This is a genomic window from Sphingobium sp. LF-16 (assembly GCF_003711185.1).
GTDB lineage: Bacteria > Pseudomonadota > Alphaproteobacteria > Sphingomonadales > Sphingomonadaceae > Sphingobium > Sphingobium yanoikuyae_A.
Window position 1 is genome coordinate 21,884 of sequence record NZ_CP029335.1, and the last position, 19,739, is coordinate 41,622.

General features: G+C 64.8%; 19 protein-coding genes. 12 read left to right on the forward strand and 7 right to left on the reverse strand.

Going from position 1 to position 19,739, the window contains the following annotated elements:
* Positions 1–76 precede the first annotated feature (76 nt).
* A complete protein-coding gene (locus DIZ22_RS00115; RefSeq protein ID WP_122927845.1) occupies positions 77–2,380 on the forward strand; it encodes an EAL domain-containing protein in 2,304 nt (767 codons plus the stop codon).
* Here the strand turns inward: DIZ22_RS00115 and DIZ22_RS00120 are convergent.
* The 5 genes from DIZ22_RS00120 to aroQ all read right to left on the reverse strand — a co-directional run bounded on the left by DIZ22_RS00120 (position 2,302) and on the right by aroQ (position 5,941).
* Complete coding sequence (locus tag DIZ22_RS00120) at positions 2,302–3,138, reverse strand: ParA family protein (RefSeq protein WP_240626788.1); 837 nt, start codon at positions 3,136–3,138, stop codon at positions 2,302–2,304. The two genes, DIZ22_RS00115 and DIZ22_RS00120, sit on opposite strands and share 79 nt — an antisense overlap.
* An 84-nt stretch (positions 3,139–3,222) precedes the next feature.
* Positions 3,223–3,567, reverse strand: a complete 345-nt coding sequence (locus DIZ22_RS00125) for an arsenate reductase family protein (RefSeq protein WP_048936423.1) — start codon at positions 3,565–3,567, stop codon at positions 3,223–3,225.
* The gene (gene accC / locus DIZ22_RS00130; protein ID WP_004210354.1) at positions 3,564–4,916 is read right to left on the reverse strand and encodes an acetyl-CoA carboxylase biotin carboxylase subunit; all 1,353 of its coding nucleotides are present in this window, start codon (positions 4,914–4,916) and stop codon (positions 3,564–3,566) included. The genes DIZ22_RS00125 and accC overlap by 4 nt, the downstream gene beginning before the upstream one ends.
* A gap of 12 nt (positions 4,917–4,928) precedes the next feature.
* Positions 4,929–5,417, reverse strand: a complete 489-nt coding sequence (accB, locus tag DIZ22_RS00135) for an acetyl-CoA carboxylase biotin carboxyl carrier protein (RefSeq protein ID WP_004210355.1) — start codon at positions 5,415–5,417, stop codon at positions 4,929–4,931.
* An 83-nt stretch (positions 5,418–5,500) separates the two neighbouring features.
* Entirely contained in the window at positions 5,501–5,941 is a 441-nt protein-coding gene (aroQ, locus tag DIZ22_RS00140) for a type II 3-dehydroquinate dehydratase (RefSeq protein WP_004210356.1), read from the reverse strand.
* A gap of 131 nt (positions 5,942–6,072) precedes the next feature.
* Between aroQ and thiS the strand changes: the two genes are divergently transcribed.
* Positions 6,073–7,074 carry a sulfur carrier protein ThiS gene (thiS, locus tag DIZ22_RS00145; RefSeq protein ID WP_122927846.1) on the forward strand — a complete coding sequence of 334 codons (1,002 nt, stop codon included), beginning with the start codon at positions 6,073–6,075 and terminating at the stop codon, positions 7,072–7,074.
* Positions 7,075–7,537: 463 nt separating this feature from the next.
* Here thiS and DIZ22_RS00150 read toward each other — a convergent pair whose 3' ends face one another.
* The gene (locus DIZ22_RS00150; protein WP_048936424.1) at positions 7,538–8,422 is read right to left on the reverse strand and encodes a LysR family transcriptional regulator; all 885 of its coding nucleotides are present in this window, start codon (positions 8,420–8,422) and stop codon (positions 7,538–7,540) included.
* Positions 8,423–8,510: 88 nt separating this feature from the next.
* Between DIZ22_RS00150 and DIZ22_RS00155 the strand changes: the two genes are divergently transcribed.
* The 9 genes from DIZ22_RS00155 to DIZ22_RS00195 all read left to right on the forward strand — a co-directional run bounded on the left by DIZ22_RS00155 (position 8,511) and on the right by DIZ22_RS00195 (position 16,969).
* Complete coding sequence (locus DIZ22_RS00155; protein ID WP_048936425.1) at positions 8,511–9,221, forward strand: CoA transferase subunit A; 711 nt, start codon at positions 8,511–8,513, stop codon at positions 9,219–9,221.
* On the forward strand, positions 9,221–10,117 hold the full coding sequence (locus DIZ22_RS00160) for an HAD family acid phosphatase (protein ID WP_048936426.1): 897 nt from the start codon (positions 9,221–9,223) through the stop codon (positions 10,115–10,117). Before DIZ22_RS00155 ends, DIZ22_RS00160 begins: the two co-directional genes overlap by 1 nt.
* 2 nt (positions 10,118–10,119) lie before the next feature.
* Complete coding sequence (locus tag DIZ22_RS00165) at positions 10,120–10,755, forward strand: CoA transferase subunit B (RefSeq protein WP_048936427.1); 636 nt, start codon at positions 10,120–10,122, stop codon at positions 10,753–10,755.
* A 9-nt stretch (positions 10,756–10,764) separates the two neighbouring features.
* Positions 10,765–11,205, forward strand: coding sequence for an HIT family protein (locus DIZ22_RS00170; protein ID WP_004210376.1), 441 nt, complete (start codon positions 10,765–10,767; stop codon positions 11,203–11,205).
* 1 nt (position 11,206) lies between these two features.
* A complete protein-coding gene (locus DIZ22_RS00175; protein WP_048936428.1) occupies positions 11,207–12,502 on the forward strand; it encodes a glycosyltransferase family 1 protein in 1,296 nt (431 codons plus the stop codon).
* A gap of 93 nt (positions 12,503–12,595) precedes the next feature.
* Positions 12,596–14,281 carry a beta-3-deoxy-D-manno-oct-2-ulosonic acid transferase gene (locus tag DIZ22_RS00180; RefSeq protein WP_164488840.1) on the forward strand — a complete coding sequence of 562 codons (1,686 nt, stop codon included), beginning with the start codon at positions 12,596–12,598 and terminating at the stop codon, positions 14,279–14,281.
* Entirely contained in the window at positions 14,274–15,560 is a 1,287-nt protein-coding gene (locus DIZ22_RS00185; protein ID WP_048936429.1) for a capsular biosynthesis protein, read from the forward strand. Before DIZ22_RS00180 ends, DIZ22_RS00185 begins: the two co-directional genes overlap by 8 nt.
* Positions 15,561–15,630: 70 nt before the next feature.
* Entirely contained in the window at positions 15,631–16,332 is a 702-nt protein-coding gene (gene modB / locus DIZ22_RS00190; protein WP_037506164.1) for a molybdate ABC transporter permease subunit, read from the forward strand.
* On the forward strand, positions 16,322–16,969 hold the full coding sequence (locus tag DIZ22_RS00195) for an ATP-binding cassette domain-containing protein (protein ID WP_048936430.1): 648 nt from the start codon (positions 16,322–16,324) through the stop codon (positions 16,967–16,969). Before modB ends, DIZ22_RS00195 begins: the two co-directional genes overlap by 11 nt.
* 39 nt (positions 16,970–17,008) lie before the next feature.
* Here DIZ22_RS00195 and modA read toward each other — a convergent pair whose 3' ends face one another.
* Positions 17,009–17,794 (reverse strand): molybdate ABC transporter substrate-binding protein, encoded by a 786-nt coding sequence (gene modA / locus DIZ22_RS00200; protein ID WP_122927848.1) that lies wholly within the window; start codon positions 17,792–17,794, stop codon positions 17,009–17,011.
* Positions 17,795–17,937: 143 nt separating this feature from the next.
* Between modA and DIZ22_RS00205 the strand changes: the two genes are divergently transcribed.
* Entirely contained in the window at positions 17,938–19,575 is a 1,638-nt protein-coding gene (locus tag DIZ22_RS00205) for a molybdopterin-dependent oxidoreductase (RefSeq protein ID WP_048936432.1), read from the forward strand.
* The last annotated feature ends 164 nt before the right edge of the window (positions 19,576–19,739 follow it).

Consider the following 19,739-nt stretch of genomic DNA (forward strand, 5'->3'; position numbering starts at 1 on the left):
CTGCTAGGCCGGGCATGTGGGTATCGAGCAAGGGCAATCCGAAACCGACCGACAGGGACGGGGCTCGCTAAGGGCGATGATGGGGCTCGCACGCCTCGTCGATGAAGCCGATATGCGCGTCCTGACTGCCCAGTTGCAGTCGGCAGATAGCGTCGCGCTGCTGCGTCTGGCGATGAACGTGTTCGGCCTGCTGTTCCTCTGGCGCGTGTTTGGCAGCCATGTTTCGGCGACCGTCATGATCGGCTGGAGCGTCGCGCTGATCGGTGCCGTTGCTATCAGTGCCCTGTTGATCCATCGCCGGAAGATCGGTGCCGGCGGCGTGCCGCAGGCGCGCGACCTGCGCCGCCATGCCCTGACCGGCCTGCTGCACGGCCTGGTCTGGGCGGCCTGCATGACGCTTTTTTCGAGGGGAGAGGGGGCTGAGCATCTCGTGGCGCTCTGGACCCTCATCAGCTGCATCATGGTGTGCGGCGCAATCAGCTATGCGGCGACGCCGCTGGCCGCGATCGCTTTCCTGGTGCCCTGCATCGTCGGCCTGTCGGCGATGTTCGACGGCGAAACCCTGTTACCGCTGCGGGCGCTCGCCACCAGCTATGCACTGTCGCTGCTGGTCGGTTGCCTCATCTATGCCCGCACCTTCGCGCGCCAGCACAGCACCACGGTCCAGCTGGCCGAGCAGACCGAAGTCGTCAGCCTGTTGCTGCGCGAATATGAGCAGGGCGCATCCGACTGGCTGTGGCAGACCGATGCGCTGCGCCGGATCAGCGGCGTATCCCAGCGTTTCGCCGAAAGCGTCGGCATGACGCCGCAGGCGCTGGAAGGGGCGCCGCTGGTCCAGGTTCTGGCCGGCGCCGGATGGGAAAGCGGCCGCTTCGCCTCCAGCCTGCATAGCCTGGCGGATCATCTCAAGCGGCGGGAAAGCTTCAGCAATCTGGCGTTGCCCGTCGATGTGCAGGGGCGCACGCGCTGGCTCGAACTGTCGGCCTCGCCCCGCTATGATGACAATGGCAATTTCCAGGGCTTTCGCGGTGTCGGGTCGGACATCACCATCCAGCGGGAATCGGCCGACAAGATCGCCCAGTTGGCGCGGTTCGACACGCTTACCGGCCTGCCCAACCGCGCCCATCTGCGCGATGCGCTGGATCAGGCGATGGCAGACACCGGCAATCGCCGGCCCGGCTGCGCGTTCCTGATGCTCGATCTCGACCGGTTCAAGGCGATCAATGACAGCCTGGGCCATCAGGTCGGCGACCAGCTGCTCAGCCAGGTGGCGCAGCGTCTGCGCCATGTCTGTGGCGGTGCCGGATTTTGCGGTCGCATCGGTGGCGACGAATTTGGCGTGGTGATTGCGCGGATCGACGACGACCGGGCGGTGGCGCGCCTGTCGATCGCGATCATCGACGCCCTGTCGGCCCCCTATCAGATCGATCAGCATGTGCTGCATGTCGGGGCGTCGGTCGGCTCGGCCGTCTCGCCTATCGATGGGCATCAGTCCGAATCGATCATCCGCAGCGCCGATCTGGCGCTTTATCGCGCCAAGGACGAAGGCGGCGGTGTCCATTGCCCCTATGAGCCGCAGTTGCATGCCAAGGCGGAGGAACGGCAGCGGCTGGAGCAGGCGCTGCGCGAGGCGCTGGAGAAGGATCAGCTCCATCTTCTCTATCAGCCGGTCGTGGATGCGACGTCCGGCGTGATCACCGGGTTCGAGGCGCTGGCGCGCTGGACCCATCCCGAACTGGGGCCGATCCCGCCGTCGAAATTCGTGCCGGTGGCCGAAGAAGCGCGGCTGATCGGGCCGATCGGCGAATGGGTGCTGCGCACCGCCTGCCGCGAGGCGATGCGCTGGCCCGCGCATATAAGGGTTGCCGTCAACGTGTCGGCGGAGCAACTGCACCAGTCCAACTTCATCTCCGCGGTGATCAATGCGCTGGCCCAGAGCGGGCTCGATGCGCGGCGGCTGGAGCTGGAGGTCACCGAAAGCGTGTTCATGCATGAGGATGACGGCGCGCTGCGCGTACTGGATCAGTTGCAGTCGATGGGCATACAATTGTCGCTCGACGATTTCGGCACCGGCTATTCCTCGCTCGGTTATCTCAGCCGCACCCGTTTCAACACGATCAAGATCGACCGCAGCTTCGTCGTCGGGGCGGCGCATAACACGCCAGAGAATCTGGCGATCATCCGGGCGGTGGTGACGCTGGCGGAAAGCCTGGGCATGTCGACCACGGCGGAAGGGGTGGAAACCGCGACCGAACTGGACATGGTGCGCCGGCTGGGCTGTAAGAAGGTGCAGGGCTATTATTATGGCCGGCCGATGCTGCCGCAGGATGCGGCGCGCCTGTTCCCCGATCCGCCGGCGCATGCCTGCGCCGTTGGCTGAGGCAGGGTCTCAGCCTGCTGAACCTGCCGCTCGACCATCGTCCATAGCGCGCCGAAGGCCTGGGCCGGGGGGGAGGCGGGGGCGAACGCACCCAGCGGCTTGCGGCGGACCGTCATCTGCTCGATCGTGCTGGCCATGGGGATCGCGCCCCAGCCGGGCTGTTCGTCCAGTGCCTTGCGATGCAGGCTGCGGCGGCGGTCGACCATCGAATAGACCGGCAGGATCGGCGCATGATTGCCGCCGCGCTGGACCAGATAGCGCGCCACCTCGCCCATCGCGCGCTGTGACAGGGGAGAGGGGATGACCGGGATGACGATCAGGTCGGCGGCGCGCAGCACCTGCTCGCTGGTTTCGGTGAGGCCCGGCGGGCAATCGAGGATGATGCGGTCATAATCCTTGCCCAGGCTGTCGATCAGCTTGGCCAGCCGCTTCTTCTTGTCCATCTCGCGGAACAGATGGTCTAGGCTGCGCAGCGAGGTGTCGGCGGCGATCAGGTCCAGGCCCGGCACGGTGGTGGGCTGGATCAGCTTGCGGACCTCGACATCCTTGCTGAAGATGGCCTGGGCCGCATCGCGGCTTTCAAGATCGGTGGAGAGGAGCCAGCTCGACGCGGCCTGCGGGTCGAGATCCCAAAGCAGGGTGCGCCGTTTCGATATGCTCGCCGACGCCCAGGCGAGGTTGACCGAAAAGGTGGTTTTGCCAACGCCCCCCTTGAGGCTGTAGACGGCGATGGTCGCCAATGCCGGTTCCTTTGCCATGGGAGAGGAAGCTACGGCTTCCCCCCGTCAAAGCAAGGGCTCAAATCAGCCGCTTGTTACATGGGCGTGACAAGCGGCTGATATTCAGAGGATTTCCAGAACCTTGTCCTGGGGGCGGCAGAAGCGCACGCCCTTTTCGGTTTCGACGAAGGGGCGGTTCACATAGGCCGGATTGGCCGCCATCTCGTCCAGGATCGCATCCGCCGTCATGTCCGACAGGCCGCGTTCCTCGGCATCGGTGCCCATCTTGCGGATCGCTTCGGCCGGGGTCATCCCGGCGTCGGCGAACAGCTGGGCCAGCTTGTCGTGGGTGAAGGGGGTCTTCAAATATTCGACCACCTCCACCTCGACGCCTGGCGTTTCCTCAAGGATCGCCAGCGTCTTGCGCGACGTGCCGCATTTGGGATTGTGCCAGATGGTGGCCTTCACTGGCCATCCTCACGGGCAAGCCATTCTTCCAGCCACTTGATCGTATAGTCGCCGTTGAGGAATTCGGGATCCTTCAGCAGCGCCTGGTGCAGCGGGATGGTGGTCTTCATCCCTTCGATCACATATTCCTCCAGCGCGCGGCGCAGACGCATGATCGCGCCCTCGCGGGTGCGGCCATAGACGATCAGCTTGCCGATCATGGAGTCGTAGTAAGGCGGCACCTTATAACCCTGATACAGGCCGCTATCGACGCGGACATGCATGCCGCCCGGAACATGATAGCTGGTGACGGTGCCCGGCGAGGGCGCGAAGGTCTTGGGATCTTCCGCGTTGATGCGGCATTCGATCGCATGGCCGGTGAAGCGGATATCTTCCTGGTTCACCGACAGCGGCTTGCCTTCGGCAACGCGGATCTGTTCGCGCACCAGGTCGAGGCCGGTGATCATCTCGGTCACCGGATGCTCCACCTGCAGGCGGGTGTTCATCTCGATGAAGTAGAATTCGCCATTTTCCCACAGGAACTCGATGGTGCCCGCGCCGCGATAGCCCATGTCGGCCATCGCCTTGGCACAGATGCCGCCGATCCGTTCACGCTCGGCCTGGCTCAGGACGGGCGAGGGCGCTTCTTCCAGCACCTTCTGGTGGCGACGCTGCAGCGAGCAATCGCGTTCGCCCAGATGGATGGCATTGCCATTGCCGTCGCCGAACACCTGGATTTCGATGTGGCGCGGATTGCCGAGATATTTCTCGATATAGACGGTGGCGTCGCCGAACGCGGCCTTCGCTTCCGAACCGGCCTGCTGCATCAGCGTTTCGAGCTGGTCGGGCGAGGTGCAGACCTTCATGCCGCGACCGCCGCCGCCAGACGCGGCCTTGATGATCACCGGATAGCCGGCAGCATCGGCAATCGCGCGCGCTTCCTCGACATCGCTGACCGCGCCGTCCGAACCCGGCACCAGCGGCAGGCCGAGCGCGCCAGCGGTACGCTTCGCCTCAATCTTGTCGCCCATGGTGCGGATATGTTCGGGCTTGGGACCGACAAAGGCGAGACCATGAGCCTCGACGATTTCGGCGAACTTGGCGTTTTCGCTGAGGAAGCCATAGCCCGGATGGATCGCGTCGGCGCCGCTGATCTCGGCCGCAGAGATGATCGCGGCGATGTTGAGATAGCTGTCCTTGGCGGCGGGCGGCCCGATGCAGATCGCCTCGTCGGCGAGGCGCACATGCATGGCGTCGGCGTCGGCGGTCGAATGGACCGCCACCGTCTTGATACCCATTTCATGGCAGGCGCGGTGGATGCGCAGCGCGATTTCGCCCCGGTTGGCGATCAGCAGTTTTTCGATGGCCATGGGATCGCGGCCTTATTCGATGACGATCAGCGGCTGGTCATATTCGACCGGCTGGCCGTTATCGACCAGCACGGCCTTGACGGTGCCGGCGACGGGCGCGGTAATCGCGTTCATCACCTTCATGGCCTCGACGATCAGCACGGTTTCGCCGGCCTTTACCTGTGCACCGACGCGCGCGAAGGGCGCGGCGCCCGGCTCGGCCGAGAGATAGGCGGTGCCGACGATCGGCGACTTCACCACATTGCCGGCGGGCAGGGCAGGCTCGGCCGCCGCGGCGGGAGCAGCGGCCGGTGCCGCAGCCGGGGCAGCGACGGGTGCCGCTACGGCAGCGGGCGCTGCGAAGATGGGGGCGCCGCCACCGATCTTGCGCGCCACGCGAATCTTGCGGTCGCCGTCTTCAACCTCGATCTCGGTCAGGTTGGTGTCGTCCAGCAAAGCTGCCAGTTCGCGCACCAGGGTGACGTCCACCTGCATCGCGCCCTTGTCATGCTTGTCGTTCATGCTTGACCCTTGTCGTCTTTCAAAATGCGTTCTGGCGGCCAGCGCCTATGCTCATTTGCGCCAAAGCGCAACTTTTGTGCGTTCTACAGTTCCAGGGCTGCTTCGAGCGCCAGCATGTAGGACATGGCGCCAAAGCCTGCGATCGTGCCCTTGGCGGCCATGCCGACATAGGATTTGTGGCGGAAGGCCTCGCGCGTGTGCGGGTTGGACAGGTGGATCTCGATCACCGGCACGGTGATGCTCTTGATCGCATCATGCAGCGCGATGGAGGTGTGGGTATAGGCGCCGGGATTCATGATGATGGCATGGGCGCCCTCGCGATGCGCCTCCTGCACCCAGTCGACCAGGTGGCCTTCATGATTGGACTGGCGGAAATCGATCTCGACATGGGCGCGGTGGGCGGCGTCCTCCATCCGCTCGGCAATGTCGTCCAGCGTGTCATAGCCGTAGATTTCCGGTTCGCGGGTGCCGAGCATGTTGAGGTTCGGGCCGTTAAGAACATAGATTTTGCGTGTGTCCGCCATGGCGATCCCCCATTCGGTCGAGACTTGTCTGTTGCGGGCGCGGCGTCGCCGCCCCTATATGCGCGCTGATCTTTAGCCCTTCGTGTCGCGCCAAGTCGAGACACGTTTCCAGCCACGAACGGGATAATGTAGTGAGCATCGACGGCACCATCTCCATCCATATCAATGGCGAGCATCGCCGCATCCGCGACGGCCTGACCCTGGCCGAGCTGGCGAGCGAGCTGGGCTTCGCGCCGGAGAAGGTGGCGGTGGAGCGCAATCTGGAAGTGGTGCCGCGTTCGACCCTGGCCGATGTGAAGGTCGAGGATGGCGACGAACTGGAGATCGTGCATTTCGTTGGCGGCGGCGATATGTCCCCGGTGGATGACGATAGCTGGACGGTAGCGGGCAAGACCTTCCGCTCGCGCCTGATCGTGGGCACCGGCAAGTACAAGAATTTCGAGCAGAATGCCGCCGCGCTGGTCGCGTCGGGCGCTGAGATCGTCACCGTGGCCGTGCGCCGCGTCAATGTGTCCGATCCGAACGCCCCGATGCTGACCGACTATATCGACCCGAAGAAGGTCACCTATCTGCCCAACACCGCCGGCTGCTTTACCGGCGAGGAGGCGATCCGTACCCTGCGCCTGGCGCGCGAGGCGGGCGGCTGGGAACTGGTGAAGCTGGAAGTGCTGGGCGAGGCGCGGACGCTCTACCCGGATATGGTCGAAACGCTGCGCGCGACCGAGGTGCTGGCCAAGGAAGGCTTCAAGCCGATGGTCTATTGCGTCGACGATCCGATCGCGGCCAAGCGGCTGGAGGATGCCGGCGCGGTCGCGATCATGCCGCTGGGCGCGCCGATCGGGTCGGGTCTGGGCATCCAGAACAAGGTGACGATCCGCCTGATCGTGGAAGGCACCAAGCTGCCCGTGCTGGTCGATGCGGGCGTGGGCACCGCGTCGGAAGCGGCGCAGGCGATGGAGCTGGGCTGCACCGGCGTGCTGATGAACACTGCCATTGCCGAGGCGAAGGACCCGGTGCTGATGGCGGCGGCGATGAAGGCGGGCGTCGAGGCCGGCCGCATGGCCTATCGCGCCGGCCGCATGGGCAAGCGCATGTATGCCGACCCGTCGAGTCCGCTCGCTGGCCTGATCTGATTCCAGGGCGTCGCGGCGCGAGATTCGACGCGACAGCCGAAGTTCACAGTGTCGTGGGGGTGATTCCGGGCCAATGCGCCGGGAACGCGCCCGCGACGCGACAGCGAAGCGACAATCGCGCGACAATCGGGGCACGATCGCGCGCGTTCGACGCGACACGGAGGCGACACTGGGGCGACAGGGAAGCGACGCCTGTGTTGCAGGTGGGCGGTTGCTTGGGGGCGGATGTCCCATCCCCCAAGTAAATCAGAAGAGGCGCGTGTAGGACAGCGCGGTTGAGGGGCGGAAGCTGTCGCTAACAGCATCGTCACCCTGAACTTGTTTCAGGGTCCATTTGTCCCAGCAGGCCAATGGACTACTGGGCTGGATGGATGCTGAAACAAGTTCAGCATGACGTTGTGAGGGCGGGCCGGAAGCCCATCATTTAACCGATCAGGTTGACCGTAATCCTATCCCTCGTTCTTCACTCTTCACCCCGTAACTCCAGCCGGCTGGCCCGGTCGAAGATTGCGAGCACCAGCGGGTCGGCTTCGGCGGCGCGGACGGCGACGTGGAAATCGACCGGGGGCATGAGCGGGGCGCCGGGCACCGGGACCAGGCGCCCTTCGGCCAGTTGCTGGCGCGCCATCGGCCGGGGAAAGATGCCGATGCCGCCGCCTTCCAGCACGATGTCGATCATGGTGCGGACATTGTTGCACAGGTTGAGCGGGCAGTCGGCCAGGTCCGACGCGGCGATCGCATCCTTCATGATGCGGTAGAGCGGCGACAGGTTGGTGAGCGACCAGATCGGCGGGCGGACGTCTGCCATCGTCGCGACGGTTGCGGGACTGGCGAGCCAGAGCAGGTCGACGCTGCCGATCGGCGCGGTGCGCAGCATCGGATGGGCGATGCGGCCGGCGGCGAAGGCGAGGTCGGCATGGCCCGAGGCGAGCTGCTGGATGAGGTCGGCGGTGAGCGCGATGTCGACCTCCAGGCTGACATGGGGCAGGTCGCGGCCGAGCTGGGCGACGAAGCCGGGCAGGCAGCTGGCCGCCGCGATCTCGCCCGCGCCGATGCGCACGATGCCGGTCGCGCCGGATATGTCGCTGCACCCCATCAGCACGCCCTGGAAGCGCGCCCAGAGCGGCTCGCTCTCCCGCACCAGCTCGCGCCCGGCGGGGGTGAGCGCCATCGTCCGCCCCTCGCGCCGGAAGAGGGCAGTCCCCAGATGGCTTTCCAGTTCGCGCACCCGCGCGGAAATCGCCGGTTGGGTGGTGTTGAGGCGCGCCGCCGCCGCCGCGAAGGTGCCCAGCCGCGCGATCCACAGCAGGGTTTCGAGATGGTAGAAGGCGATGCGATTGATAGACATTGTTTGGGTTTAACCGAAAAAACAAATCATTGGTATTGATCGGTTTGCCTGCCTAGTCTGCGCCGAAATTTCAAAAGGATGGATGCCGATGGCCAAGAAGCTCTACCCCGATGCCGCCGCCGCGCTGGAAGGGCTGCTGTTCGACGGCATGCATCTGTGCGCGGGCGGCTTTGGCCTGTGCGGCATCCCCGAGCGGCTGATCGACGCGATCCGCGATTCGGGGGTGAAGGACCTGACCATCGCCAGCAACAATGCCGGCATCGACGGCGAAGGGCTGGGCAAGCTGCTGCGCACGCGCCAGGTCAAGAAGATGATCTCCTCCTATGTCGGCGAGAACAAGGAGTTCGAGCGGCAATATTTGGCCGGTGAGCTGGAGGTGGAATTCTGCCCGCAGGGGACGCTGGCCGAGCGCTGCCGCGCGGGCGGGGCGGGCATTCCCGGCTTCTACACCAAGACCGGCGTCGGCACCGCGGTGGCCGAGGGCAAGGAAGTCAAGAATTTCGACGGCCAGGACTATATCCTTGAACGCGGCATCTTTGCCGATGTCGCGATCATCAAGGGCTGGAAGGCGGACGAGAGCGGCAACCTGATCTTCCGCAAGACCGCGCGCAATTTCAACGCGCCGATGGCGACCGCGGCGAAGATCTGTATCGCCGAGGTGGAGGAAGTGGTGCCGGTCGGCAGCCTGGACCCCGATGCGATCCATCTGCCCGGCATCTACGTCAAGCGGATGATCGTCGGCGCGCCCTATGACAAGAAGATCGAGTTCCGCACCGTGCGCCAGAGGGACGCGGCCTGATGGCGACGATGATGCGGCTTGCGCCGGCGCTGTTGCTGGCGCCGCTGGCGGCCTGTGCAACGACGACCGAGACGACGAGCGCGACCGGCCCGGCGCCGGTGACGCCGACCGGACCAGCGGTGCCGCCGGCGGGCATGCAATATCTTTATGGATCGGGCGAGGCGGCAGCCTTGTCGCGCCAGGCCTGGACCGCGCTGGTCGCCCATGCCGCGACCGTCGTGAAGGCGCGGCCGGCAGATTCTGTCGTGCTGGCGGAAGGCGCGAGCCTGGATGCGCCCAAATATGTGCCGTGCGGCAACCGGCCCTTCGCCGCCGTGTTCGACGTCGATGAGACGGTGATGCTGAACACCGGCTTCGAATATCATGATGCGAAGACCGGCAAGGGCTATGATGCCGCCGACTGGGACGCGTGGGAAAAGACCGGCGAAGGCGCGGTCGGCCCGGTGCCGGGCGCTGACAGCGGCCTCAACGCGCTGCGGGCGATGGGCGTGACGGTGATCTTCAACACCAACCGTTCGGCCGCCAATGCCGACGCGACCGCGCGCGCGATCAAGGCGGCGGGGCTGGGCGAGGCGGTGCATGGCCAGACGCTGTATCTGGCCGGCGACGATACGATGGGATCGCGCAAGGATGGCCGGCGCTGGACGATTTCGCGCAGCTATTGCGTGATTGCACTGGGCGGCGATCAGCTTGGCGATTTCACGGACCTGTTCAATGTCGGGCAGAGCGTGCCGGCGCGGCGCGCCGCGACGCAAGGCCCGGCAATCGCGCAACTCTGGGGCGCGGGCTGGTTCGTCCTGCCCAACCCGGTTTATGGCAGCGGCCTCAAGGGCGGCTTCGACGATGTTTTTCCTGCCGACAAAAGATGGGCGCCGCCCGCCCAAGGGGAGAAGTGATAATGGCCTGGACCCGTGACGAGATGGCCGCGCGTGCGGCGAAGGAGCTGGAGGACGGCTTCTATGTGAATCTGGGCATCGGCATCCCGACGCTGGTGGCGAACCATATTCCCGATGGCGTCGAAGTGACGCTGCAGTCGGAAAATGGCATGCTGGGCATCGGTCCCTTCCCCTATGAGGGGGATGAGGATGCGGACCTGATCAATGCCGGCAAGCAGACGATCAGCGAGCTGCCGCAATCGGCCTATTTCAGTTCGTCCGACAGTTTCGCGATGATCCGCGGCGGGCATATCGACCTGACCGTCCTTGGCGCGATGGAAGTGGCCGAGAATGGCGACATCGCCAACTGGATGATCCCCGGCAAGATGATCAAGGGCATGGGCGGCGCGATGGACCTGGTCGCGGGCGTCAAGAAGATCATCGTGGTGATGGAGCATACGTCCAAAAATGGCGATCCCAAGTTCATCCCGGCCTGCACCCTGCCGCTGACCGGCAAGAATGTGGTCGACATGATCGTCACCGACCTGTGCGTGTTCCAGCGTCTCGACCATGACAGCCCGTTCAAGCTGGTTGAACTGGCGCCGGGCGTGACCGCCGAAGAAGTCGCTGCTAAGACGACCGCCCATTATATCAGCTAAGGGCGTTTCATGAGCCTCGACGGCACCTATGACGAAGCCAATATCTTTGCCCTGATCCTGCAGGGCAAGATCCCGTCGACCAAGCTGTACGAGGACGAGAAGACCTTCGCCTTCCTCGACATCATGCCGCAGACGCGGGGCCATGCGCTGGTCATTTCCAAATGGTCCAAGGCGCGCAACCTGCTGGAGATGGAGGATGAGGCGCTGGGTGAGGTGATGGCGACCACCAAGAAGGTCGCCACCGCCATCCGCAAGGCGCTGAACCCCGACGGCATCCAGATCGCCCAGTTCAACGGCGCGCCGGCGGGCCAGACCATCTTCCACCTGCACGTCCATATCCTGCCGCGCTGGGAGGGCGATCCCAAGGGTTTCACCGCCCATGGCGCCGGTGCGCAGGCGGACAAGGATGCGCTGGCGGCGCTGGCCGAAGAGATTCGCGCGCAGTTCTGACGTGGCACTCAAACCCTTCAAGGCGCCGGGCGCGCGGCTGGCGCTGCGGTCCAAGGCGGCGAACAGCTATCTGACCGGCGATCGGGGCGGGGCCGAGGTGATCCTCGACATCTCGCGGCTGCTCTCGCGTGCTTTCCACCCGACGCCGACCGGCATCGACCGGGTCGAATATGTCTATGCCCGCGAATTGCTGGAGCGGATGCCCGATCGGTTGGCCTTTGCCGCCGTTCATCCGGCGGGCGGCTATTATGGGCGCTTGAATCACGCTGCCGTGCGCCAGTTCCTGGCCTTCACCGCGGCGAAATGGCGTAATGTGGATTCGCCCGACGAGCGCAAGGAGCGGGCGGCGGTGATCCGCCACATGTTCGCGACCCGCCCGCGCCCGGTGCCGAGGGCCAAGGGGCCGCGCATCTATCTGCAGGCGTCGCCCCATCATCTGGACGATGCGGCGCAGGTAGGGGCGATTTTGCGCGCGGAGGGCGCGAAGTTCGTCACGCTGGTGCATGACGTCATTCCGCTGAGCCATCCCGAGTTCGCCCGGCCGCAGGGCGCGGACGAGCATCGTCGTCGGCTGCGCAGCATCGACCTTTATGCCGCCGGGATCATCGGCAACAGCCAGGCGACGCTGGACGCGCTGGAACCGCATCTGTCGAACGGCCTGGCCGATCGCCAGACATGCGTCGCCCATTTCGGCGCCGATCCGCCCGATGTGTTTGGCGGGTCGGGCACGGCGCTCCCTGAGCGGCCCTATTTCGTCTATCTGTCGACCATCGAGCCGCGGAAGAATCATCTGCTGCTGCTCAATATCTGGCGGCGGATGGTGGACGAACTGGGCGATGCGGCGCCGATGCTGGTGCTGATCGGCCGGCGCGGCTGGGAAAATGAGAATGTCATCGACATGCTGGAGCGGGGCGAGGCGCTGCGCGGCCATGTGGTCGAGGCGGGCGAGCTGCCCGACAACCAGATGCAGGATCTGGTCGCGGGCGCGCGGGCGATGCTGATGCCGTCCTTTGCCGAAGGGTTCGGCATGCCGGTGGTCGAAGCGCTGTGCGCTGGCGTCCCGGTGATCTGCAGCGACATTTCGGCGCATCGTGAAGTCGGCGGCGATGCGCCCGATTATATCGATCCGCTCGATGGTATGGGCTGGATGCGGATGATCCACGCCTATGCCGCAGCGGATTCGCCGCAGCGGGCGGCGCAGCTTGCACGGATCGGCGGATGGCATGCGCCGACCTGGCGTGACTATTTCGACATAGTGGCGGAACTATTGGAAGATGTGACTGCTACTGTTCCTTGACCTGGAATTTTCAGGCGATCATGGAATGGGTTGAATGCAATTCCCCTCCTTGACGCTGGCCGGCTTGGAGGGCGTCGTCGGGGGTATATGGACATGGCGGAAATGGCCGACGCGGGAGGCGGAGCCTGCCGTCGCGCAGACCGTGTTCCGTTCCTGCGGTCGCCGCCTTTCCCCGGCATCGATCCGGCGGTTGCAGCCATCAGCTATGCGGAACAGGAGAGCGTCTTAGCGCCCATATCCGACGCGTTGCTGGATGCGTTGCTGCTAGCACGGGTGGGTGGCGATTTCTGGGGACATCGGCCAAAAGGTCTGCTGCTGGTCGCGCGCGAAGGCGTGCGCATCGATCCCTCCATCTGTGTCGGTCTTGTTGCTGGGCAGATTGGCATTATGCCCGCTGATGTCAGCGCGAAGCGTGGGGCAGCGCCAGCAATCGGGCATTGGCTGCCTTCGGTCTGCGATCCCTGGGTATTGCTGGCCGACGCGCGGACCGTCCATGCCGAGGTGGACGATGACCTGGCCATCGTTGCCGGCTTGTTGGGCATTGCGGTCTTGGGGCCGGATGGTGCGGCGTTCTCTGCAGAGCAGTTGAAGGAAGCTGCCCGTTATCGGCTGGCCAGCGCCCGCTATCGCGATTGCTTCAGTGGCGAGATGGTCGATGCCGCCCATGCAATTGGGCAACTGGCCGATTGGCGACGGCATGTGGACGGCAACAGAGGGATTGCGGCGGCAAGCGGCATGGCATTCTGGAAGCGGGAAGCGATGCGTCATTTCCTGTGGGATGGAGTCCGCACACCGCCCTTCCTGCCACCCGCACGCGGCTTGGCGCGGGCACGGCGGGAAGCGGGCGCGCTGGCGATCTGGCCATCGCGCGTGCCCGTGACCATTACAGCGGATGCGGCTGCCGTTGGTGTTACCCTGGCTCGGGTAGAGGATGGATTCCTGCGTTCACGAGGGCTGGGCGCGGCGCTGCATCCGCCCGGATCGGTGGTGATCGATCGATGCGGCATCTATTATAACGCGCGCGCCGCAAGCGATCTGGAAGGCTTGCTCGCCACGCATGAATTTTCGCCGGACCTGGTCGAACGCGCCCGGCAGTTGCGCGCGCGCGTCTGCGATGCCGGCGTTACCAAATATGGCGCCGAGGCGGGGCAGATGATCGACCTGCCGCCGGGGCGGCGCACGGTGCTGGCGGTGGGGCAGGTCGATGACGACATGTCGGTGCAACTGGGCGGGGCCGGGATCGATGGTAATCTCGATTTTCTGGCGCGAGTGCGCCGCGCAGAACCGGACGGCTGGATCATCTATCGTCCCCATCCCGATGTGCAGGCCGGACATCGCAAGGGGCATTTGAGCGACGCCGCCGTGCTGGAACATGCTGACGCGATCGACAGCGGCGCGCCCCTGATGGAACTGGTGCAGGCGGTGGACGAGGTGCATGTCCTGTCTTCGCTGACCGGCTTCGAGGCGTTGATGCGGGGCTGCTCCGTTACGGTTCACGGCATGCCCTTCTATGCCGGTTGGGGGGTGACTCGGGATCTGGCCAAATCCTCTCCGCGAAGAGGGCGTCAACTCGACGTGGATCGACTTGTCGCGGCCGCGCTCATTCTCTATCCTCGCTATATTGATCCCGTGACGCGCTTGCCTTGTGGTCCCGAACTGATGGTGGACCGCCTGGCGAGTGGATCGACGCCGCCGATGACATGGCTCATTCGGTTGCGGGCGCTACAGGGGAAGCTACGAAGATTTATGACATTGTCCGCTGAGTTCCTTCATGGCTGAACCCACGTCCAAAACATTCTTGTTCCTGCAGGGGCCGCATGGTCCCTATTTCTCGATGCTTGCGGATGCGTTGCGCAAGCGCGGGCATTCTGCTCTGCGGATCAATATTAATGGTGGCGACAAGGTCGATTGGCTAGGAGAGGCCACCGATTATCGTGGAACATTTCGTAACTGGCCGCTCTTCTTTGACGATTTTATCGTCAATCATGGCGTTACGGACCTGATTCTCTATGGTGATTGCCGTCCCTACCATACCTCGGCACATGGCATGGCACGGCTGCGCAACGTGCATGTTCATGTCGTTGAGGAAGGGTATATTCGCCCCGATTTCCTGACCTTGCAAGATGATGGCGTGAATGGCAATTCGACTCTGCCGCTGGACCCGCAATGGTACCTGGACCTAGTCCGGGGCCTGCCGGACTATATCGATAATCTGCCGCCCGTGCCCTCGACCTTCAATGCCCGTGCGCGCAACACGATGCGCAATGGCCTCGCCGCTGCATTCATGCGGCCCTATTTCCCATTCTACCGAACCCACCGGCCGCATAGTTTCCTGATGGAATCGGTCGCCTGGTGTCGCAAGCTGGTCATGCGTCGCGGTGACGGGCGCCGGTCTTTCAAGGCGTGGGATACGGTCAAGGATAAGCCCTATTTCGCGCTCCCGTTGCAACTCAACTCCGACTATCAGATTCGCGTTCATTCGCCCTTCGGCAACATGCGCGCTGCGCTGCGTTTCGCTATCAAGAGCTTTGCGCAGCATGCGCCTGATCATGTCTCTCTTGTGGTGAAACGCCATCCGCTGGACCCCGGTCTTGTCGCCTGGGACCGACTGACTCGCCGGCTGGCCGCTCATTATGGCGTAAAGGACCGTGTCGTCTATCTGGCCGATTGGGACATTGCCGAAGTGGTGGGCAAGTCGTTGGGCGTGGTGACGGTGAACAGCACTGTAGGCACGCTGGCGCTCAATGCCGGCAAGCCTGTCGTGGTTCTGGGGCACGCAGTCTACAAGGTGCCAGGAGTGGTGCATCAGTCGAGCCTTGATGATTTCTGGTCGGCGCCGCGCCAGCCCGACATGACGCTCTATTCAGCGTTTCGGCGAGTTCTGGTCGATCGCTGCCTCATTCGCGGAGGGCTTCTGAGCGAGGAAGGGCTGCAGATGCTCGTCAGCAACGCGGTTGATCGGCTGTTGCGGGCGCCTGCGCAGATTATCCGGCCAGACCGAGGCCGCGCACCACGATGGACAATGCAAAAGGGCACGGCGTTACGTGGAGTACGCTAAAGGACAATTTTGGTGACCATCGCCATTGATCGGCGAATGCGCAATCTTGCCGAAGTGAATCGGTGACTACATGCTATTGTCATCGATCAGTGCTGAAGAATGGGCGATCATCGGGCTTTCGCTCCGGGTCAGTCTGACAGCGGTCTTCGCGATGCTGCCGATAGCTTTTGCCTTGGCATGGTTGCTCGCGCGCTATCGTTTTCCTGGCAAACTGATGCTTGATGCACTGGTGCATTTGCCGTTGGTGGTGCCACCGGTGGTCACCGGCTGGCTACTGCTGCTTCTGTTTGGTCGGCAGGGTGTTTTTGGTTATTGGCTGGAAAGCTGGTTTGGCATCAGTCTGTTGTTTCGCTGGACGGGCGCAACGCTCGCGGCAGCAATCATGGCGATGCCGCTGATGGTGCGCGCTATCCGGCTGTCTATTGAGACAATCGATCGACGATTGGAGGCTGTCGCCCAGACGCTCGGAGCCGGCCGTATCCGGGTCTTCTGCACCATCTCGTTGCCACTCGCGGTTCCGGGCATATTGGCTGGCATGATCCTGGGTTTTGCTCGATCGATCGGGGAATTTGGCGCCACCATTACCTTTGTATCCGATATACCAGGGGAGACCCGAACACTGCCGATCGCCATCTATTCCGCGCTGCAACTGCCGGACAGCGAAAATGCGGTATTGCGGCTGGCACTGATTTCGATTGCGCTGTCGCTCGGCGCGCTGATGGCATCCGAATGGCTCGCGAGACGCATGGGCAGGGGCGACCATGTCCTTTGACATCCATGTCCGTCGCCGACTGGGGGCCAATCATCTGGCCATAGACATCGCCAGTTCCAGTGCGATCGTCGGCCTATTTGGTCCATCTGGGGCAGGCAAGAGCAGCCTGCTCAACATGGTGGCCGGTCTATTACGTCCCGATGAAGGTCGTGTCGCGATTGCCGGGGGCACGTTGTTTGACAGCGCCGTCGGCGTAGACCTGCCCATCGCGCAGAGGCATTGCGGCTATATTTTTCAGGATCTGCGCCTCTTTCCGCACATGAGCGTGCGCCGGAACCTTATTTATGGCCGAAGGCATAGTAGGGGCAGCGCACTTGATATGCCAGCTATCGTCGACATGTTAGGCATCGGCGATCTGCTTGAGCGCCGGCCACATTCTCTCTCCGGGGGGGAGGCGCAGCGTGTGGCGATTGGGCGTGCCTTGCTAGCCAATCCTCATTTTTTGTTGATGGATGAGCCATTGACGGGCTTGGACCAGGGCCTGAAGGACCAGATACTGGAGCTTATACGCAAGTTGCACGCGGCCACATCGATCCCGATTCTTTATGTCAGTCACGATCGTGCAGAATTGGAGGCGCTGGGAGCCGACCTTGTCTCGATCCGTCCGTTGAAAACCGGAGATGGGGCGGGGCTTTGAGATGATGGTGTGCGCGATCCGTAGAAAAACAATCGGCGATCAGGGCGCGCTGAAGCCGTAACGGCCAAGGATCGCCCGGCCCTGCGCCGACAGCAGGAAACGGCGGAAGCCTTCCGCGTCGCGGTGGCGGCTGGCGGTCAGTCGCGCCACCGGATAGCGGATCGGCGGATGGCTGTTCGCCGGGAAGGTGCCGACCGTCTGCACCGATTTCGAGGCGCGGGCATCGGTCGCATAGACGATGCCGAACGTGGTGGCGCCGCGTTCGACCAGGGCGAGGGCGGCGCGCACGCTGTCGCTGCGCGCGACCTTGTCCGCGACCGAGGGCCAGACATTGAGCGCGGTGAGCGCCGCCTTGCCATATTTGCCCGCCGGCACGGCGTCGGGATCGGCCATGGCGAGGCGGCCGCCGTTCAACGCTGCGGCGAGAGGCATGTTGCGGCCGATGCGCAGCCGCACCGGCTTGCCGGCCGGGGCGACCAGCACCAGCCGGTTGCCGGCCATGTCGGCGCGGCTGCCGCGCGCGACGAAGCCGGCCTTCTGGATATCGTCCATCCAATCCTCGTCGGCGGAGGCGAACATGTCGGCGGGGGAACCGGCCTTGATCTGCCGGGCCAGCGCCGAGGAGGCGGCGAAGGACAGGACCGGGCGGGCATGGCCCTGCCGCGCCCAGGCATCGGCGGCGGCATTCATCGATTCCTGCAGGCTGGCGGCGGCAAGCACCAGCGGCCCGCGCCTGTCCTGCGCGGCGGCCCAGGATGGCGACAGCAAAAGCGACAGCAGCGCGAGCGCGCGCAGCAGGAGCGGAATCGGAGAGAAGAAGCGCATGACCGCCTTGTGCGCCCGGCGCCGGGGCCATGCAATTGTCGGCACATGCTTTTGTCGCCGCGCCCGATCCGCTAAGCAGGCGCTGGTGACGCCGATCCTTCCCCCCTTCGTCCGTTCCGGCCGGACCCGCGCAGCCCTTTGACATGGCAGTGATACGCACGCTTTGCGGCCGGTGCGGCGTCGGCTGTGGCCTGCGCGCCATCACCGGCGAGGATCGCGACCTGATGGTCGAGGGCGACCGGATGCATCCGGCCAATGCCGGGCGGCTGTGCATCCGCGGGCTGGAGATCGCGGAAGAGGTCGGGCTGGACGGGCGATTGCTCCAGCCGATGATAGACGGTCGGCCGCAACGCTGGGAGAAGGCGATCGCACAGGTCGCGCGGCGGCTGTCGGCGGTGATCGCCCAGCATGGCCCGGACAGCGTGGCGCTGCATGTCGGCGGCGGCCTGCTGACCGAGGATTATTATGTCGCCAACAAGCTGATGAAGGGCTTCATCGGTTCGGCCCATGTCGATGCGGGCTGGGCCGCCAATGATGGCGCGGCGCTGGCGCAGCGCGCGGCCTATGGCGAGGATGTGATGCCCGCCGCCTATGAGGATATCGAGCGGGCCGAACTGATCCTGATGGTCGGCGCGGATCTGGCGCAGGATCATCCGGTGCTGAACGCGCGGATCGCGGCGGCGCGGGCCGAGCAGGGCGTCGAACTGCTGTTGCTGGCGGCGCCGGGCGAGGGGACGAGCATCGAGGCCGACCTGCGCATCGAAATGCCGCGCGACGGCATGGCGTCCTGGATCGCCGGACTGCTGCGCCATTGTCATGATGTCGGCGCGACCGATGGCGACTATCTGGCGCGCAGTGTCAGCGTGCCCGACGATTTCTGGGCGCAACTGCGGACCCGCCATGATCTGTGGTCGGTGGCGCGCAGTTGCGGCCTGTCGCCGGTGGAGCTGCGTGCGCTCTATGACCGGATCGCCGCCGTGCCGCGGATCGTGACGCTGTTTGGCGGCGCGGACGAGGGGCTGGCGCGGGCGGTGATCGATTTCCATCTGGCGACGGGGCGGATCGGCAGGCCGGGGGCGGCGCCCTTTGCCATGACGGCCGCGGCCAATGGCATGGGCGGGCGCGAGGTCGGCTGCAATGCGACGGGGCTTGCGGCGCATCGTGGCTTCACGGCATCGGCTATGGCAGAAATAGCCCGTTTCTGGTCGGCCGAGGCGATGGCAACAGGGCCGGGACTGGACGGCGCGGAACTAGCCGACGCGGTGCGGAGCGGGCGCATCCGCGCGCTGTGGAGCATAAGCGGCGACGGCATCGATCCGGCCTGGCTGCGCGCAGCGCTGGACACGGTGCCGCTGGCGATCCGCTCCACCCCCTGGGCCGATCCCGAGCGGGACGGGCGCGGCATCCTGCTGCCATCGGCGAGCTGGGTCGAGAAGGACGGCACGCTGACCGGGGCGGACCGGCTGATCAGCCGCCAGCGCCGGCTGTTCCCGCTGCCCGGCGATGCGAAGCCCGACTGGTGGATCGTCACCCAGGTCGCCCGCGCCATGGGCTGGCAGGCGGCCTTTCATTATGAATGGGCGGCGGAAATCTACCGCGAGCATGTGCGCCTGACCGCCTATGGCAATGACGGCGCGCGGCTGCTCAACCTGCGCCGTCATGCCCCGATTTCCAACCCCGCCTATGACGAGCTGACCCCCTGGCGCTGGGGCGAACTGCCGTTCGACGAGGGGAGGTTCCCGACACCGGACGGCAAGGCCCGCCTGCTGCCCCTGTCCTAGGCGGTAGATCGCCGGGCGATGGGGCGCCGACGCGACAGTAGAAAGTTCACACCGTTGTGCGGCCTATGGTGGCGCGGCTTTTGGCGGATTTGCGCCAGGTCGGTGCGGGGGGATGGCCGCGCGACGATCAGGCGCCGTTGCCGCGCCTGCGACGCGACAGCGAG

Excerpts from the sequence above, each read along its gene's own strand:
- DIZ22_RS00115 (WP_122927845.1), top strand. The coding sequence starts at position 77 with ATGATGGGGCTCGCACGCCTCGTCGATGAAGCCGATATGCGCGTCCTG.
- DIZ22_RS00120 (WP_240626788.1), bottom strand. The coding sequence starts at position 3,138 with ATGGCAAAGGAACCGGCATTGGCGACCATCGCCGTCTACAGCCTCAAG.
- accC (WP_004210354.1), bottom strand. The coding sequence starts at position 4,916 with ATGGCCATCGAAAAACTGCTGATCGCCAACCGGGGCGAAATCGCGCTG.
- accB (WP_004210355.1), bottom strand. The coding sequence starts at position 5,417 with ATGAACGACAAGCATGACAAGGGCGCGATGCAGGTGGACGTCACCCTG.
- aroQ (WP_004210356.1), bottom strand. The coding sequence starts at position 5,941 with ATGGCGGACACACGCAAAATCTATGTTCTTAACGGCCCGAACCTCAAC.
- DIZ22_RS00150 (WP_048936424.1), bottom strand. The coding sequence starts at position 8,422 with ATGTCTATCAATCGCATCGCCTTCTACCATCTCGAAACCCTGCTGTGG.
- DIZ22_RS00155 (WP_048936425.1), top strand. The coding sequence starts at position 8,511 with ATGGCCAAGAAGCTCTACCCCGATGCCGCCGCCGCGCTGGAAGGGCTG.
- DIZ22_RS00160 (WP_048936426.1), top strand. The coding sequence starts at position 9,221 with ATGGCGACGATGATGCGGCTTGCGCCGGCGCTGTTGCTGGCGCCGCTG.
- DIZ22_RS00165 (WP_048936427.1), top strand. The coding sequence starts at position 10,120 with ATGGCCTGGACCCGTGACGAGATGGCCGCGCGTGCGGCGAAGGAGCTG.
- DIZ22_RS00170 (WP_004210376.1), top strand. The coding sequence starts at position 10,765 with ATGAGCCTCGACGGCACCTATGACGAAGCCAATATCTTTGCCCTGATC.
- DIZ22_RS00180 (WP_164488840.1), top strand. The coding sequence starts at position 12,596 with ATGGCGGAAATGGCCGACGCGGGAGGCGGAGCCTGCCGTCGCGCAGAC.
- DIZ22_RS00185 (WP_048936429.1), top strand. The coding sequence starts at position 14,274 with ATGGCTGAACCCACGTCCAAAACATTCTTGTTCCTGCAGGGGCCGCAT.
- modB (WP_037506164.1), top strand. The coding sequence starts at position 15,631 with ATGCTATTGTCATCGATCAGTGCTGAAGAATGGGCGATCATCGGGCTT.
- DIZ22_RS00195 (WP_048936430.1), top strand. The coding sequence starts at position 16,322 with ATGTCCTTTGACATCCATGTCCGTCGCCGACTGGGGGCCAATCATCTG.
- modA (WP_122927848.1), bottom strand. The coding sequence starts at position 17,794 with ATGCGCTTCTTCTCTCCGATTCCGCTCCTGCTGCGCGCGCTCGCGCTG.
- DIZ22_RS00205 (WP_048936432.1), top strand. The coding sequence starts at position 17,938 with ATGGCAGTGATACGCACGCTTTGCGGCCGGTGCGGCGTCGGCTGTGGC.